This window comes from Fibrobacter sp. UWB10 (genome assembly GCF_900182935.1).
Classification (GTDB): Bacteria; Fibrobacterota; Fibrobacteria; order Fibrobacterales; family Fibrobacteraceae; genus Fibrobacter; species Fibrobacter succinogenes_O.
The window spans coordinates 21,412-34,831 of sequence record NZ_FXUE01000001.1; the positions used below are offsets into that span (position 1 = coordinate 21,412).

Genomic DNA, 13,420 nt, shown 5'->3' on the forward strand with positions numbered 1-13,420 from the left:
AGTGCAACTTACGTTGCGCCCTATGCTTTTTAAGACAGAATGGCATTGTATCCTTTTCAGGAGAAATGCCCTTTGAAACAGCCAAGGCGGCTATTGAAAAATACGCCGCCGAAAAAGATTCTTCTGGCAACTCCTTGCTTAAAGAAGTCATTCCCTCGACCATGGGGGAACCGTTACTTTATTCCAGATTCGAAAATCTGCTGCACCTTTGCGAAATGTCCGGCATCAAAATGAACCTCACCACCAACGGGACATTCCCGGGTAAATGGAGTTCGCCGTCCCTCATGTTCGAACTGGTTCAGGCATGCAGCGACATCAAGGTCAGCACTCTTGCCTACGAAATGGGCGGATTCCTTCGTCACCTTTGGCGTGAAAATGTAGAGAAGCTTATCGAATGCCGTAAAAGGCGACTCGATTCCAGCGCCCGCATTTCTTTGCAAGTGGCCCTGCATCGCGAAAACCTTCAAGACCTTCAGGACATTGTCACTTGGGCAGAACAAGCAGGCGTTCAGCGCATCAAATGGAACCCGGCCGTATTCATGCCGAATTCGGCAATCCTCGAAAGGCGTTTTAAGCTGAACAAGCAGGAACTTGACACAATCCGTCAAGAACTTCTCAAAGGCTCTCTCCATTCAGATAAAATCAAATATGAAGGATCCCTGTTCCTGGATGACCCTACCGAAGACTGCCCCATGAGCGGTTCATGCGAAAAATGCCCCTTTACAGACGAGGTCTGGATATGGCCCGATGGTCATGAAGACCATTGTCCCAATCCTAAAAAACGTTGGGGTAAATTTTAGCGGCCACCGACCAGAATCTGGTCAACCTTAATAGAAGGCTGTCCAACAGTCACAGGTACATGTCCAGAACTTGCGCCGCAGACACCTGCGGCCAATTCCCAGTCAGAACCCACCATGCTAATGCGGGGCATGATTTCGTGACCCTTGCCAATCAAGGTAGCACCGCGCACCGGTTCACAAATCTTGCCGCCACGAATCACGTAGCCTTCGTCCACGGCAAAATTGAATTCGCCTGTTGCCGGATTCACCGAACCGCCTGCCATGCGAGCAGCATAGAGACCGTTATCGACACTTGCAATCATTGAATCGAGCGAATCCTTACCGGGAGCGATAAAGGTATTACGCATACGGCTTACCGGCGCATACTTGTAGCTTTCGCGGCGGGCAGACCCCGTGCGAGCAATTCCGACTTCCTGGGCGCCCACGCGGTCGCTCATATAAGTCTTCAAAATACCGTTTTCAATCAAGGTCGTGCGCTGAGTGGGAGTGCCTTCGTCATCGAAATTCAGACTACCCCACACGCCATCCATGGTACCGTCGTCAATCGCTGTCAAACAAGGCTGACCAATCGCTTCGCCAATTTTACCGCAGAACGGGCTTGCACCACGACGGACCGATTCCGTTTCGAGCGGATGTCCGCAAGCTTCATGGAAAATCACGCCGCCAAAGCCATTGCCCATTACGACAGGCATCTGGCCACCCTTAATGTAGCCCGCCGAAAGCATGCGCAACAAGCGTTCCGTTGCTTCGGTCGACAAGTCCTCGGGCGAATAATTGGCTAAAAGTTCATAACCACCGAGCGCACCAGGAGCTTCATGTGTCGTCAGTCTTTCAGTTCCATCGGACACCGTCACCGTCACGTTCACACGCAAACGGGCACGGTTCATCGACAAATTCAGCCCTTCGCTGTTCATGAGCGAAATCGTAGAGCAAGAATCAGTCACCGAAGCGCCTACCTGCACTACTTTATCCGAAATCTTGCGAGCAGCCTGGTCTGCGCGGAACAAGAAATCCTGCTTGACCGCCTGGCCTAGAACGCGGGGATCCTTGAATGCGGCGACATTGTAATCGGCCACGCGCTTTTCAGGCGCAAATTCAATCGGAGCCTTGCTCATTTGGGCGATGCGGCCAAAAGCGAGCGTCTTCACGAGCTTCACAAGAGCTTCTTCGGAATCATCGCTCGTAAAGCCGTAGAGCACCTCGGTTCCATAAATTAAACGGATACCGATACCATACTCGGTGCCAGCCGTTGCGGACTCAATCTGACTAGACTTCAGCCCGAGCGTCGAGCTACGGGTTTCTTCTTCGAAAATTTCAACAAAGTCCGCGCCGGCGCTTTTGCCCGCTTCAAAAATCTTGACCGCAACAGAAGTGTTCAAACTACACCTCGCCGTTCATTTTCTTGCGCACCGGGATCCCCGCGGCAAGCATTTCTTTCTTGATTCCAGGCACGGTGTAATCGCCAAAGTGAACCATCGAGGCCACCAGCGCTGCATCGGCAGAAGTCTTGCGGAACAAGTCCACAATGTGAGCCGGAGTTCCGGCACCACCGCTAGCAATCACCGGCACCTGCACCGCACGTGCCACCTGGTCCGTAATATTCAATTCATAACCATTACGAACGCCGTCGGTATCGATTGCGTTCAGGCAAATTTCACCAACGCCCAAGTCCTCGGCCTTCTTGGCCCATTCCACGGCATCGATGCCCATCGCCTGGCGACCGCCACGAATATACACTTCGTAGCCGCTCTTGAACTTGTCCGAAACGCCAACGAACTTGGCATCCATGCCCAAGACCACACACTGGCGACCAAAGGCCTTCGCGCCTTCGGCAATAATTTCAGGGTGCAACACGGCAAGGCTGTTCACGCTCACCTTTTCGGCTCCAGCCAAAAGGGCTTCGTGCATATCGTCCAAATTACGAATACCGCCTCCCACCGCAAACGGAATAAAAACACGGTGAGCAATCTGGCGAATCATTTCCATATCGCACGGACGATTTTCGGCACTGGCCGTAATATCATAAAAAACTAATTCATCGACACCGTCAGCGCTATACTGCGCACCCATTTCAACTGGGTCACCGATATCGATATTACCCTTAAACTTGACGCCCTTCGTCACCTTGCGGTTGCGGACATCAAGACATACAATCAATCGTTTAGTCAGCATGAGAATTACAGATTGCGGTCGATAACGCCTTTAACGGTAGCCTTCGGTACGGCTCCCACCACATTGCCCACTTCGACTCCATTCTTAAAGAGTTTCATGTTAGGAATGTTCGTGATTCCAAAGCGGGTGCAGATATCACCTACACCGGCATCATCCACATTTATCTTCGCAATAATTGCTCGACCATCGTATTCATCGGCAAGTTCATCGATCACGGGGCCCATCATCATGCACGGACGGCACCAAGTTGCCCAGAAGTCAACAAAGACCAACTGGCCCGAGGAAATCACCGAATCAAAGTTTTCAGCAGTCAAATGAATTGCTGGCATATAATCTCCGTTTTTCTATTAAAATAGAAAATTACAACTAGAACGCGATTCCTATCGTGTAATTTATGTCTAGACCAGCACCCACAGCGGTAATTTCGTCAATATCATCTTTCGCATCCTTCGATGCAGAGAACCGGGTGTAGGTAAAACCGACGTCCCACGACGATGTGAATATCCCCGTACGGACCTTATGCCCCAAATACAAGCCAAAACCAAAGCCGTTCACATGAATTTCATCATTTTTGTCAGGATGACCATCATAGGTATATTCCAACCCTACGCGGTCATACTTGAAATGGGCCGCAGCAAAGAAGCCCCGGTGTCCCTCTTTCAAATAAAAACGCAGGCCTTCCGAAATACCGAACAAGAATATATCCAGGTCTTCATCGGAATCCGAAAAATCTTTCCAAATAATATAGGGGCGAGTAATCAAGGATACATGACTTGCAAGATTGCCTTCGACCGTCATATAAACAGACGGGACATCGAACAGCGACAATATCAGCATCGAAATCGGATGGATTGACACTGCGAAAGTCGGTTCGTTGCTTGGCGTATGATTGATATTCATCACCGGAAGGTCGCTTTGTGGCGCCCCAGAAGTGAATACATAGGGATCATCAACAAGCTGGGCCGACGCCAATGCAATCGAAAGCAAGCAAACCGAAAGAACCTTTTTAAACATACTCCCCTCCCCCAATCGCTAGAACGCGAGTATAATGCCTGCCGTCAGGAGGCCCACGCCCAAAGCGCCAAGTCCAATGGCAACGCCACACTTGGTGTCACCGCTGTCATTCAACTTGTGGTTATCCTTAACCATCTGGCGAGTATCGTCGCTATCGAATGCAGACAAATTCTCATAAGCATGCTTTTTATCAGCAGCCTTGCTCCAATCGCGTTCTGCCAAGTACCACATGACACCACCGGCAATGAGCGGAACAATGGAACTCCACAAGAGTCCACGACCAATACGTCTCTGACCGCGTTCCTTGTTAAAGGCATTCTGTTCTTCGATAAATTCAAGATCATCAAGAACAGGCGTCATATCCACATACACCAGGTTCGGCATATACGGTTTGATTTCTGTAATCACCGTAGTATCACGGTAACCCACCTTTCTAAAGTGAATGGTCGCCTTAACCTGAGGCTTGACATTATCCACAATGGCATCCGTCATATAATCAGGCATCTTGTTCAACGAAGGATCCTGATTCACGTAGACTTCGGCCGCTTCAGGGTTCGAATTAAGCGTCAAGCGCGTCGAGGGACGAAGCACCGGAATCGTCACCTTGTTTACGCTATCGGCATTAATCTTCACGACAGCAGAGCCCCACCATTCAACATCTTTCAAGACCTTCATCACCGAAATCGTGTACTTGCCCGGCTTGATATTCTTGATTGTATCAGGAGCCACAATCTTCAGCGGAATACCGTTCACATACAAAGAGCAAGCTTCAGGTTCCGAAACCACCAGCAAGTTGGCCTTTCCCGGCGGATACAGTTCGATTGTTTCTTCGATAACCTTCACAATGGGAACGACATAATTCGAAAGCGAAAGGTCGATCATCACGTCGTCTTCCATATTATAAAGACGCTTCAATTCATACCTGAATATCTTAATATACGGGTTCTTCTTGGCTGCGGCGATACTGTCCTGGATTTCGCGGTCGCGGATTTCCTTTTCCACCTTCGCGATTTCTTCCATTTTCACACGCTTGTCTTCTTTAGCCATAGCGGTCGCAAGGTCGTCGTCGGCACCGTCATCTACCGGAGCCGCCTCAGCCTTGGTCGTATCGGCCTGAGCCGCCATCGAATCCTTGACCGCATCGGTCATAATGATATCGGCGGGTTTTGCGTTCAAATCAACTTCTTCATTTTCATCTTCAGTCAGTTCCACTTCCTGGCCGTTGCTTTCCTGCAAGGCAATAGCCTTTTTGTCGGCAAGGCGTTCCATGTGGCGCAATTCCGCTTCGGTCGGCTTCTTCAGGAAAACCGTATCGTTTTCAATTTTTACGAAAATGGCTTCGAGTTCCGAAGAATCCCCATTTACCCAATAACGGACAGGCACTTCACGCCATTTGGGGGCCTCGGATTCCGAAGATGCGGGAGCCACCTGCGACGAAGACGACATCACAGAAGAAGATACCGCCTGCACAGCCGAAGAGTCAACCTGCGTAGCAGGTGCAGCATCGTCAGCAAAAGCAAAAACGCTCGCCAACGTAAAAAACGACGAAAAGAAAATTCGCTTAAACATATTGTAAAGATAAATAAAAAATTGCAAAAAAGCTCTTTTTTATGCCGCTATTTTTGCTTCACGAGCTTTGCACAATAAATCGGGCCGCGTCCACCGGAGCGATCCGGCAGAATATGGACGCCTAATTCGGTACGGTCCGCGCCAGGAAGCAGATTTTCAATCATTTCGAAGCGCATGGCAGGCCTTTTTTTCAGGATTTTCTTGACGACATCGTCATTTTCCATCGGAGAAAGCGCACAAGTGCCATAAATAACGGTTCCACCCGGTTTCAAGGCATCTACAGCCGAAGCCAAGAGCGCCCCCTGCTCTACCGAAAGCCTTTTCACACGCTTTGCAGACCACACTTCCAAATGTGCCGGCGAATTCAGCACATGACGATCCGAAGAACAAGGCGCATCCAACAAAACCTTGTCAAAGCATTCTTTCTTATGAAGTCCAAACTTCATGCCGTCGTAACCCGTCACCTTAATCACGGAACGCCAGTTTTCGGGCAAAGAATTTTCAATCACATGCTGGAGCCTCAAGCGGCGATCCGGCGAACGGTCGTTGCTCTGCAAAGACCCTTCGCCTTTAAGCTGAGACGCAATCACGAGAGTCTTTCCACCCGGTGCCGCACACATGTCAAGCACATCGTCACCCGGTTCTACACCAAGAGCTTTCGCCGCAAAGACCGAAGCCTCATCCAAAAAATATGGTTCCAAGCCTTCACCAAAACGCAATTCCATTGCACAGCCTTCTCCCTTCAGGGATTCCAACAAGGCCGGCCAACGGTCACCAAAAAGCTTCTCGTAGTAGTCGAAAAATTCCATAGTATAAATATAGTAGACAGTAGGAAGTTAGAAGTAGACTGTAATTAGTCGTAGCGACCTTATAAAAAAAACTCTCTGCTCTGGGGTAAGAGCAAAGAGTTATATCGTTGAGCTACCAGGATTCGAACCTAGACAAACAGAGTCAGAATCTGTTGTGCTACCATTACACCATAGCTCAATGCGCCCCCAAAGTTAGTAAAAGAATTTCACCTCGGCAAGGGGTTATTTAAAAATATTTTGAGAAGGAGGCGTATAAGTCATCCATTGTTGCTGTTGCACGGCTCCTTCAGGCAAAGTTACCGGAGTCAGTGTTACATAATAATGCAATGCGATATCCGATTTGCGCAAAGTAGACATCACCTTCGGATCTCCAGAATAGAGAACCACCTGTTGTTCGCCCATGGGCAAATCCGAAAGCATCAACATATTGCAAGTCACATCGCGAACAAAATGAGACGTACCCTTGATTCCCACGACAACGCTATTCACCATGCAATTGCTAGACTGAGTAGTATCTTCGCGATCGATTACCAAGGAAACTCCGCTCACCAATGTGGCCGGACGAGTAAGTTTCACTTCACCCACTTTCAGGGTGTCCTTCAAGTTCTTGATTTCCTTTACGGTCAGGTAACGGGAAACGCCTTCCTGAGTCACGAGGTCATCTTGCAACTTGCGGAATTCAATTCTAAAGGAATCACCCGGCAGAGAATCCGGAAGCGGCAACCACCAGCGACCAAGACTGTCAGTCGTGGTCTGAGCCACAAACTGCATTGAATCACCTTCGGTAAAGTTGAAGCCATAAATATCCTTAATGGTCATCACTTCGACATCGGCGCAAGGATTACCATTCTTGCAAAGAACCGTACCCGAAAGGCGGGCCACATTCTTCGCTTCCTTTTCAGATTCCTTGATCAAGGAATCAGCTTCCGACGTCGTACTCCAGACAATCGGACCCGAATTAACGGAGTCGCCCGACTTAATCTTTCCAAGATCAAGAGTACGGTAGATAAGGCTATCGGCAAAACCAAGAGACTGCATGCGAGCAACCATCATAGAATCGCCCGGGAAAATTTCCATGGACCATTCACCTTCAGGCACCAGCATCGAGAAGCTGTCGGCAGCGAACACGTCGTTGCAGAACGGCGTTCCCGAAAGGCATGTCATAAAGTGGCCACCCACAGAAACTGCAGAATCTTCCACTTCTTCAAAATAGAGCACACTGCTGACAACTGCAGCCTTCGCAAGCTGAATGCTGTCGTAGGCCTTTGCCTTCAACGTCGTGCGCGGCAAGTAGAACACTTCGATTGCCGATGTATCAATAACAGCCAGCTGGAAGGTATCCGACAATGCAGAATCGAAAGCGTACACGCCATTGGAATCTGTCACGACTTCGATCTGTTCAGGAATATGCAGAACGCTATCGTAAACAGCCATGCGGGCCATACGGACCATGGCTTCCGAGGCAGGAGATCCATCTACGCGAAGCACCACACCCGACACAGCAACCGTATTGCCTGTATCCGTCACGGTACCGGCGACCTTTTCGTTACTGCAACCAATCAAGGCAACCGCAAACGAGGCTAGGCAAGCTAACAATGAAAATTTCTTGCTCATTCTTCCTCCTCTGTTTCTGGCGGCAGATCCACCTTTTCCTTACTCAGCGGGAAAAACTGGATATTCATCTGGCACACCATGGTTTCACCTTCGTCCGAACGGATAATGTCAACCACTTCCTTACGGAACAAATCAATCTTACTAATGATGCGTTCGAGCCCTTCAGCAGAAACGCTCATCGTCATACAAGATACATTTCTACGTTCGGTACTGTAATGGTCAAGGGCGTCTTTACCCAAATCCATCATCTGTTTCTGGAACTGGTGAACAAAGAGCGACGAAATTTCGGAGCCGCTAAAGATAGCCTTGTTCACGGAACGATAGAATCCCTTTTCGTCCAGTTCAATCAACTGCATCGACAAAAGCAACTGAATCGCTTGCTTTGCCTGCGGAAGAGAAATGCGCGGGTTCAGGAACAAAGCGAGTTCCTGAATATTCTTCGGGCCCACATTCAAGACGGACAACGCCTCGCGGACCGCCACGTAATACCACTTACTGTAGTATTCCTGCTGGCTCTTGGTCAAAGACTTGATAGCGCTCGGGAGAAGCGCCGACATCTGTTCGAAGATTGCCTGCTTAGACGCCGGCGTAGTGGCATGCGTGAAGTCCACCATCAGCGTGAAGTAGCGACCTTCCTTTTCATTCAGGCCTAGAGCCGCAATAAACTTGGGCAACATCTGAGGCGTAAGCGACTTGCGCCCGCGGACCAAGTCCAAATAAAAGCCCGACGAGGAATACCCCGCCTTCTTAGCAAAGGACCTGTAAGAAAAGTATCGCTGCACAGACTTACGGTAGTCGTAGTAGTCCTGCAGGAACTTTCGATAGTTGTAGTAAGCGTATACGTTCATCGCCATAAATATAATTTTTTTGTCAAATTTTGGGAACACTCTTTTTTCTTACAAGAAGCCATAATTGCGTTAATTTTTGTTAAAAGAACAATTCGAGAACACTTTTGAAAAAAAAGGTGATACGCTTGCCGATTTTTTTAGATATATTCAAGGAACACCCAATCCCATCCTTTGGACTTTCGTCTGGAACCAGGCGAAAGTCCTTTTTCGTTAATCAATCTTTTACTTCTTTACAAGCCATTCATTTTCTAAATTTGGCGCCATGAACAATATTTCGGAGAAAATCATACACTTCTTTAGGGATTCCGCTTTCAAGCTTTTACGCTTTGTAGGCATATTAGCAGTTATATATATTAGTATGGTATTCTATCTCGCTCTCACCGAACGAAGGAATGCTTTCCCGCGAGCAATTTATCACAAAGAAGCAAACGAAGCAATTCAAGGCAAGGCGAAAACTCTCACTTGTACCCTTGAAGACGGAACCGTTCTCAACGGATTCACTCTTGGAAACGAGAACGCACCGGTCATGCTCTACTATCCCGAAGCCGACGAAGACGCTGCCCAATTTTTGGCACAGGTCGATACACTCTCTGACATAAACATTGTCACGTTCAACTACCGAGGCTCTGCTCAGAATAAAGGAACGCCCAGCGAAGAAACCTTCGCACAAGACGCAAGGCATATTGCAGAATGCGCAGCCCAGGTAAATGGCAGGGCACCGCAAATCCTTGTGGGACGCGGCATGGGAGCGATTTCAGCAATTAATCAATACTCAAATAACGAACAAATTATCCTAATCGATCCAATCTTTGATATTGCCGATGCAATCCATCAAAAATACGGATTCATGTATCCCAAATTCTTGGTTCGTACAAATTTCATGGTAGACACAGACAAGCTAAAAAGCACTCAAAATAACATAACTGTAATCTTTGACAAGAAAAATCTTGAGTCCAGAACAAGGTTAGAATATTCCAAATTGGAAGGCTCAAAATTTTTTGTTCGAAATGGAGAGTCTTTAAAAAAAGTGCTTTTTTTAGCGTTTAAAGGCAATTTATCTCCATAAAATCGGACAAACTCTATGTGCATTTCCGCACAAAAAAAACTTTTTGGGAACAGAATTTAGTGCTTTTTTTCTTATCGGCATTGAATTTATTTACGAAAATTATTAGTTTACCAAGAAAACCACAAATAAACAAAAGAGGTGTTTATGGAAACAATCATTGTAAAAATGGATATACGCGGTTTTCTGCGTTTTCCCAATCAGGCCATCAAGACGATGAAACTCGACAAGATGGCTAAGCAAGAATCCTCCAAGAAGGGCGAAGTCATCGAGATCGGTCCTTATGCCGACATTGAAGTCGACCCCGTGGGCAAGCGAGTCGCAATCACGCCCACCAAAGAAGCCAAGACGACATCATTCCGTTTTATCGTCGGCGTCAACTCTACCAAATCTAAATTCCTTTATTTCAAGGGCGCTCTGAACGCCATTGGCGAAAAAATTGTTACCGGTCCGTACGAACTCGAAAAAGACGGCAACAAGTACATTTTCACAAGCAAGAACTCCACCAAGAAAAAAGGCCCGTGGAAGCTGATTGCTTGCCGTAACTCCATTGCTAACAAGACCATGCTTTCGATCGATTCTCGCGGCACGATTATTTTCGACCGCAAGACTAGAGATGCCGTGAACACCCAGGTGAACAAGACCATGATCGCTGATTACGATCGCGCCAAGAAGGTCTTCAAGCTCTCCTTCAGCAAGGACAAGGGCTTTATCAATGTGCGCACCATCGCTAGCCACGCTAACGCTTCCTTCATGGGCACCTTCTCTTCGCACGGACTCGCCCTCCCCAAGCAGAGCTTCCGTACCGAATGTAAGGTCGAAGGCAAGACGATTACTTTCAGCGTTGCCTCGCTGGTAGCCGAACAGAAAGCGGCTGAAAAAACCAAGAAGTAATTAGTCGGAGTATCCTATGATCGACATTCTCAAGTTGTTCTATACGACGCACTATAATTTGGGTGCATTGGCAATTCTTTTCGTATTCCTTTTAATCTTCTTTTTAACCAAGAAAAATTATAAGGGAGCGATTATTGTCGTCATCATTCTTATAGTCTATAATGTCGGCATTTATAAAAGAACCGAAGGCAAGTCCTGGACCATCGAAATCGATCCTCCTGCAGCGACTCCGAACGAATACGGAACCTACAACGAGCCCGAACCGATCAAGATGACATTCTCCGCTACCCCGGAGAAATGGACCATTACCGATTCAAAAGGTGAAACCCACCATTGGTGTTGGCTAGACGCCCTTTGGGATCAATTCGCAAATACTGACATTGTCGCCTGGATTTGGGGCGAAAATGCCAGCAAGAAGATGATGAAGTCAACGGAAACTCGCGCAAACAGCGCCGGAACCCAAGATTAATCATCGAAATTCAGAATATCAAGCTCACCTGCTTCCATACGGAGGTAGGTGAGTTTTTTTATCCATTCTCCCGACGACGCAACAATGCCATTTTCGACATTCCAAATGCCCGAAACATGATGATGGCCAATCACACAATATTGGCTATCCGTTTTCTTGAGCATTTTATTGGCCCATTGCAAGTATTCATCCATCTTAATAACGCGGGACTCGCCCACCTTACGACTGTTACGACCCACAAAACGGGCAAGAGCCATCCCCCAATCCGGATGGATTTGACGAAACAAGAATCGGTTCAGCGGGAAATCAAGCACTCGACGGAATAACCGGTAACCGAAGTCAGACTTGGCAACGCCATCGCCATGACGGAAATAAAGCCTTTTTCCTTGAATTTCAAGAACCAAATCCTTATGGGTCTGCACTCCTATGGATTTCGGGAAAAAATCGCCATAAGCAAAATCATGATTTCCTTGAATCAAATGAACTTCACAGCCCGATTTCACCAATTCGCGCAATGCAAAAAACAAATCAAAATGGTTACGGCACACATAATCGTTGTACTCGTACCAAAATTCGAACAAATCGCCCACAATCACCAAATGCGAAGCATGCCCCTTGATAGATTCCAGGAATCGAACTAAGGCTTGCTCACGATTAGGCACAGAGCCCGGCGGGTTTACCCCAAGGTGCGCATCAGATAAAAAATATGCAGGCAGAGACATCGAGAATGAATATAGAAAACTATAATAAATGAGGAATGCGAGATGAGAGAGGAGTAATTGCACTTTGCACGAGTTTGTTATATTTTGTGATGATGAGATGGATTCATGCAAAATTTGCGGTCCTTGCGGCAATTACCACCATCTGTGGCGAACTTTTCACGGGTTGCTCCATCGGCCTCACCAAATACGACCTACAAGAATACCCGAAAACAATTCCCTTTTTTGAACCGATTACACTTACTTTCGGCGAAAAAACGGTTTATCTGGACACGAATCTGCAAAGAGCGTACTCTTTTGCGGTAGATTCCGCAAGCTACCCCATGGAATCCTGCCGCGGAGTAGCACATATCGACGCCTCCGTCACTCCCGATGACGAACCCAGCGCATGGAATATCGGAGCAGCAATCATTCCCTTCTGGCCAATGCTTCCTGTAAGCGAAACATGGCATTACCACATGGAAGCCCGAATTTTCTGCCACGGAGCATTAACCTTCAAAGTGGAATTCGATGAAAGCGAGCATGTAAAAGCATTCTGGTACGGACGTATGCGCGCAGACCTCGTAAACGACGCCTCCCAAGAAATGCACCGCAAGCTCTTGGAACGCCTTAAATTTGAAACCCGCCTCGTCCGAAATACTGACCTAAATCTGGCACAGGATTTTTAGCTATGCACACTCTCTATATTGTAGCCACCCCCATCGGGAACATGGAAGACATCACCTACCGTGCCGTACGGACATTAAAGGAAGTTCCGCTGGTGCTTGCCGAAGATACGCGCCACACACGCGTGTTATTCGACAATTACGGGATTAACACGCCCATGGAAGCCTACCATGACTTCAATAAAGAGAAGGTGACGCCCAAATATGTGGAATTCTTAAAAAACGAAGGCGATATCGCTCTCGTGAGTGACGCAGGCACACCCGGCGTCGCAGACCCGGCATTCAATTTGGTGCGCGAATGCGTCCGCGAAGGCATCGATGTCCGCGCGATTCCTGGCCCCTGCGCCATGATTACCGCACTTGTTTCTAGCGGCATGCCCACCGATCACTTTTGCTTCCAGTACTTTTCGCCCAAAAAGAGCGCCCAGCGCATTCACTTGCTCGAAAAATTGAAAGACGAAGAAGCAACCCAAATTTTCTACGCAAGCCCGCACAACATCGACAAGTTCGTCGAAGAAATCGGTCAAGTCTTTGGTGAAATCAAAATCGCATTGATGCGCGAGCTCACCAAGAAATTCGAAGAGCACTTGATTGGGACTCCAAGCGAGATTACAGCACATTTTAAAGCTCACCCGCCTAAAGGCGAATTCGTTCTGATATTCAATCCCCAAGACAAGAGCGGACTGTAAAGATGTGGAATGTGAGATGGGTGATTTGAAATTAATCATTACACATTCCACATTACACATCAGTTAATGACTTTGTGATTTTAAATTAGAGACTA

At 47.7% G+C, this 13,420-nt stretch carries 15 protein-coding genes and 1 tRNA gene; 6 read left to right on the plus strand and 10 right to left on the minus strand.

All coding sequences use genetic code 11. The annotated features are described in order from the left end of the window. Positions 1–65: 65 nt before the first annotated feature. A complete protein-coding gene (locus QOL41_RS00095; RefSeq protein WP_349362387.1) occupies positions 66–800 on the plus strand; it encodes a hypothetical protein in 735 nt (244 codons plus the stop codon). Here QOL41_RS00095 and QOL41_RS00100 read toward each other — a convergent pair. The 9 genes from QOL41_RS00100 to QOL41_RS00140 form a co-directional block, all read right to left on the minus strand. Beyond that, positions 797–2,179 (minus strand): TldD/PmbA family protein, encoded by a 1,383-nt coding sequence (locus QOL41_RS00100; protein ID WP_173652808.1) that lies wholly within the window; start codon positions 2,177–2,179, stop codon positions 797–799. The genes QOL41_RS00095 and QOL41_RS00100 overlap by 4 nt on opposite strands. 1 nt (position 2,180) lies before the next feature. Beyond that, a complete protein-coding gene (hisF, locus tag QOL41_RS00105; RefSeq protein WP_073320237.1) occupies positions 2,181–2,972 on the minus strand; it encodes an imidazole glycerol phosphate synthase subunit HisF in 792 nt (263 codons plus the stop codon). A gap of 5 nt (positions 2,973–2,977) precedes the next feature. Next, the gene (gene trxA, locus QOL41_RS00110) at positions 2,978–3,301 is read right to left on the minus strand and encodes a thioredoxin (protein WP_283428159.1); all 324 of its coding nucleotides are present in this window, start codon (positions 3,299–3,301) and stop codon (positions 2,978–2,980) included. Positions 3,302–3,338: 37 nt separating this feature from the next. Then, the gene (locus QOL41_RS00115) at positions 3,339–3,986 is read right to left on the minus strand and encodes a hypothetical protein (RefSeq protein WP_283428160.1); all 648 of its coding nucleotides are present in this window, start codon (positions 3,984–3,986) and stop codon (positions 3,339–3,341) included. A gap of 18 nt (positions 3,987–4,004) precedes the next feature. Further along, positions 4,005–5,555 carry a hypothetical protein gene (locus QOL41_RS00120; protein WP_283428161.1) on the minus strand — a complete coding sequence of 517 codons (1,551 nt, stop codon included), beginning with the start codon at positions 5,553–5,555 and terminating at the stop codon, positions 4,005–4,007. Positions 5,556–5,602: 47 nt separating this feature from the next. Continuing rightward, positions 5,603–6,364 (minus strand): RsmB/NOP family class I SAM-dependent RNA methyltransferase, encoded by a 762-nt coding sequence (locus QOL41_RS00125; protein ID WP_283428162.1) that lies wholly within the window; start codon positions 6,362–6,364, stop codon positions 5,603–5,605. A 107-nt stretch (positions 6,365–6,471) separates the two neighbouring features. Continuing rightward, positions 6,472–6,542 (minus strand) — tRNA-Gln (locus tag QOL41_RS00130). A 44-nt stretch (positions 6,543–6,586) separates the two neighbouring features. Next, positions 6,587–7,978 (minus strand): carboxypeptidase regulatory-like domain-containing protein, encoded by a 1,392-nt coding sequence (locus QOL41_RS00135; protein ID WP_283428163.1) that lies wholly within the window; start codon positions 7,976–7,978, stop codon positions 6,587–6,589. After that, on the minus strand, positions 7,975–8,826 hold the full coding sequence (locus QOL41_RS00140; protein WP_173652801.1) for a TIGR02147 family protein: 852 nt from the start codon (positions 8,824–8,826) through the stop codon (positions 7,975–7,977). The genes QOL41_RS00135 and QOL41_RS00140 overlap by 4 nt, the downstream gene beginning before the upstream one ends. 262 nt (positions 8,827–9,088) lie before the next feature. On the opposite strand from QOL41_RS00140, the gene QOL41_RS00145 reads away from it, so the two are divergent. The 3 genes from QOL41_RS00145 (at position 9,089) to QOL41_RS00155 (ending at position 11,252) form a co-directional block, all read left to right on the plus strand. Beyond that, positions 9,089–9,892 (plus strand): alpha/beta hydrolase, encoded by an 804-nt coding sequence (locus QOL41_RS00145; protein WP_283428164.1) that lies wholly within the window; start codon positions 9,089–9,091, stop codon positions 9,890–9,892. A 144-nt stretch (positions 9,893–10,036) separates the two neighbouring features. Then, positions 10,037–10,783, plus strand: a complete 747-nt coding sequence (locus tag QOL41_RS00150) for a hypothetical protein (protein ID WP_173652799.1) — start codon at positions 10,037–10,039, stop codon at positions 10,781–10,783. 16 nt (positions 10,784–10,799) lie between these two features. Beyond that, positions 10,800–11,252 (plus strand): hypothetical protein, encoded by a 453-nt coding sequence (locus QOL41_RS00155; RefSeq protein ID WP_173652798.1) that lies wholly within the window; start codon positions 10,800–10,802, stop codon positions 11,250–11,252. Here QOL41_RS00155 and QOL41_RS00160 read toward each other — a convergent pair. Beyond that, a complete protein-coding gene (locus tag QOL41_RS00160; RefSeq protein WP_283428165.1) occupies positions 11,249–11,974 on the minus strand; it encodes a UDP-2,3-diacylglucosamine diphosphatase in 726 nt (241 codons plus the stop codon). The two genes, QOL41_RS00155 and QOL41_RS00160, sit on opposite strands and share 4 nt — an antisense overlap. A gap of 92 nt (positions 11,975–12,066) precedes the next feature. On the opposite strand from QOL41_RS00160, the gene QOL41_RS00165 reads away from it, so the two are divergent. Together QOL41_RS00165 and rsmI are read left to right on the plus strand one after the other, a co-directional pair. Next, positions 12,067–12,639 (plus strand): hypothetical protein, encoded by a 573-nt coding sequence (locus QOL41_RS00165; RefSeq protein ID WP_283428166.1) that lies wholly within the window; start codon positions 12,067–12,069, stop codon positions 12,637–12,639. A 2-nt stretch (positions 12,640–12,641) separates the two neighbouring features. After that, positions 12,642–13,325, plus strand: coding sequence for a 16S rRNA (cytidine(1402)-2'-O)-methyltransferase (gene rsmI, locus QOL41_RS00170; RefSeq protein WP_073320199.1), 684 nt, complete (start codon positions 12,642–12,644; stop codon positions 13,323–13,325). The last annotated feature ends 95 nt before the right edge of the window (positions 13,326–13,420 follow it).

Excerpts from the sequence above, each read along its gene's own strand:
- trxA (WP_283428159.1), bottom strand. The coding sequence starts at position 3,301 with ATGCCAGCAATTCATTTGACTGCTGAAAACTTTGATTCGGTGATTTCC.
- QOL41_RS00125 (WP_283428162.1), bottom strand. The coding sequence starts at position 6,364 with ATGGAATTTTTCGACTACTACGAGAAGCTTTTTGGTGACCGTTGGCCG.
- QOL41_RS00155 (WP_173652798.1), top strand. The coding sequence starts at position 10,800 with ATGATCGACATTCTCAAGTTGTTCTATACGACGCACTATAATTTGGGT.
- QOL41_RS00160 (WP_283428165.1), bottom strand. The coding sequence starts at position 11,974 with ATGTCTCTGCCTGCATATTTTTTATCTGATGCGCACCTTGGGGTAAAC.
- QOL41_RS00165 (WP_283428166.1), top strand. The coding sequence starts at position 12,067 with ATGAGATGGATTCATGCAAAATTTGCGGTCCTTGCGGCAATTACCACC.
- QOL41_RS00115 (WP_283428160.1), bottom strand. The coding sequence starts at position 3,986 with ATGTTTAAAAAGGTTCTTTCGGTTTGCTTGCTTTCGATTGCATTGGCG.
- QOL41_RS00150 (WP_173652799.1), top strand. The coding sequence starts at position 10,037 with ATGGAAACAATCATTGTAAAAATGGATATACGCGGTTTTCTGCGTTTT.
- QOL41_RS00120 (WP_283428161.1), bottom strand. The coding sequence starts at position 5,555 with ATGTTTAAGCGAATTTTCTTTTCGTCGTTTTTTACGTTGGCGAGCGTT.
- QOL41_RS00140 (WP_173652801.1), bottom strand. The coding sequence starts at position 8,826 with ATGAACGTATACGCTTACTACAACTATCGAAAGTTCCTGCAGGACTAC.
- hisF (WP_073320237.1), bottom strand. The coding sequence starts at position 2,972 with ATGCTGACTAAACGATTGATTGTATGTCTTGATGTCCGCAACCGCAAG.
- rsmI (WP_073320199.1), top strand. The coding sequence starts at position 12,642 with ATGCACACTCTCTATATTGTAGCCACCCCCATCGGGAACATGGAAGAC.
- QOL41_RS00145 (WP_283428164.1), top strand. The coding sequence starts at position 9,089 with ATGAACAATATTTCGGAGAAAATCATACACTTCTTTAGGGATTCCGCT.
- QOL41_RS00095 (WP_349362387.1), top strand. The coding sequence starts at position 66 with ATGCCCTTTGAAACAGCCAAGGCGGCTATTGAAAAATACGCCGCCGAA.
- QOL41_RS00135 (WP_283428163.1), bottom strand. The coding sequence starts at position 7,978 with ATGAGCAAGAAATTTTCATTGTTAGCTTGCCTAGCCTCGTTTGCGGTT.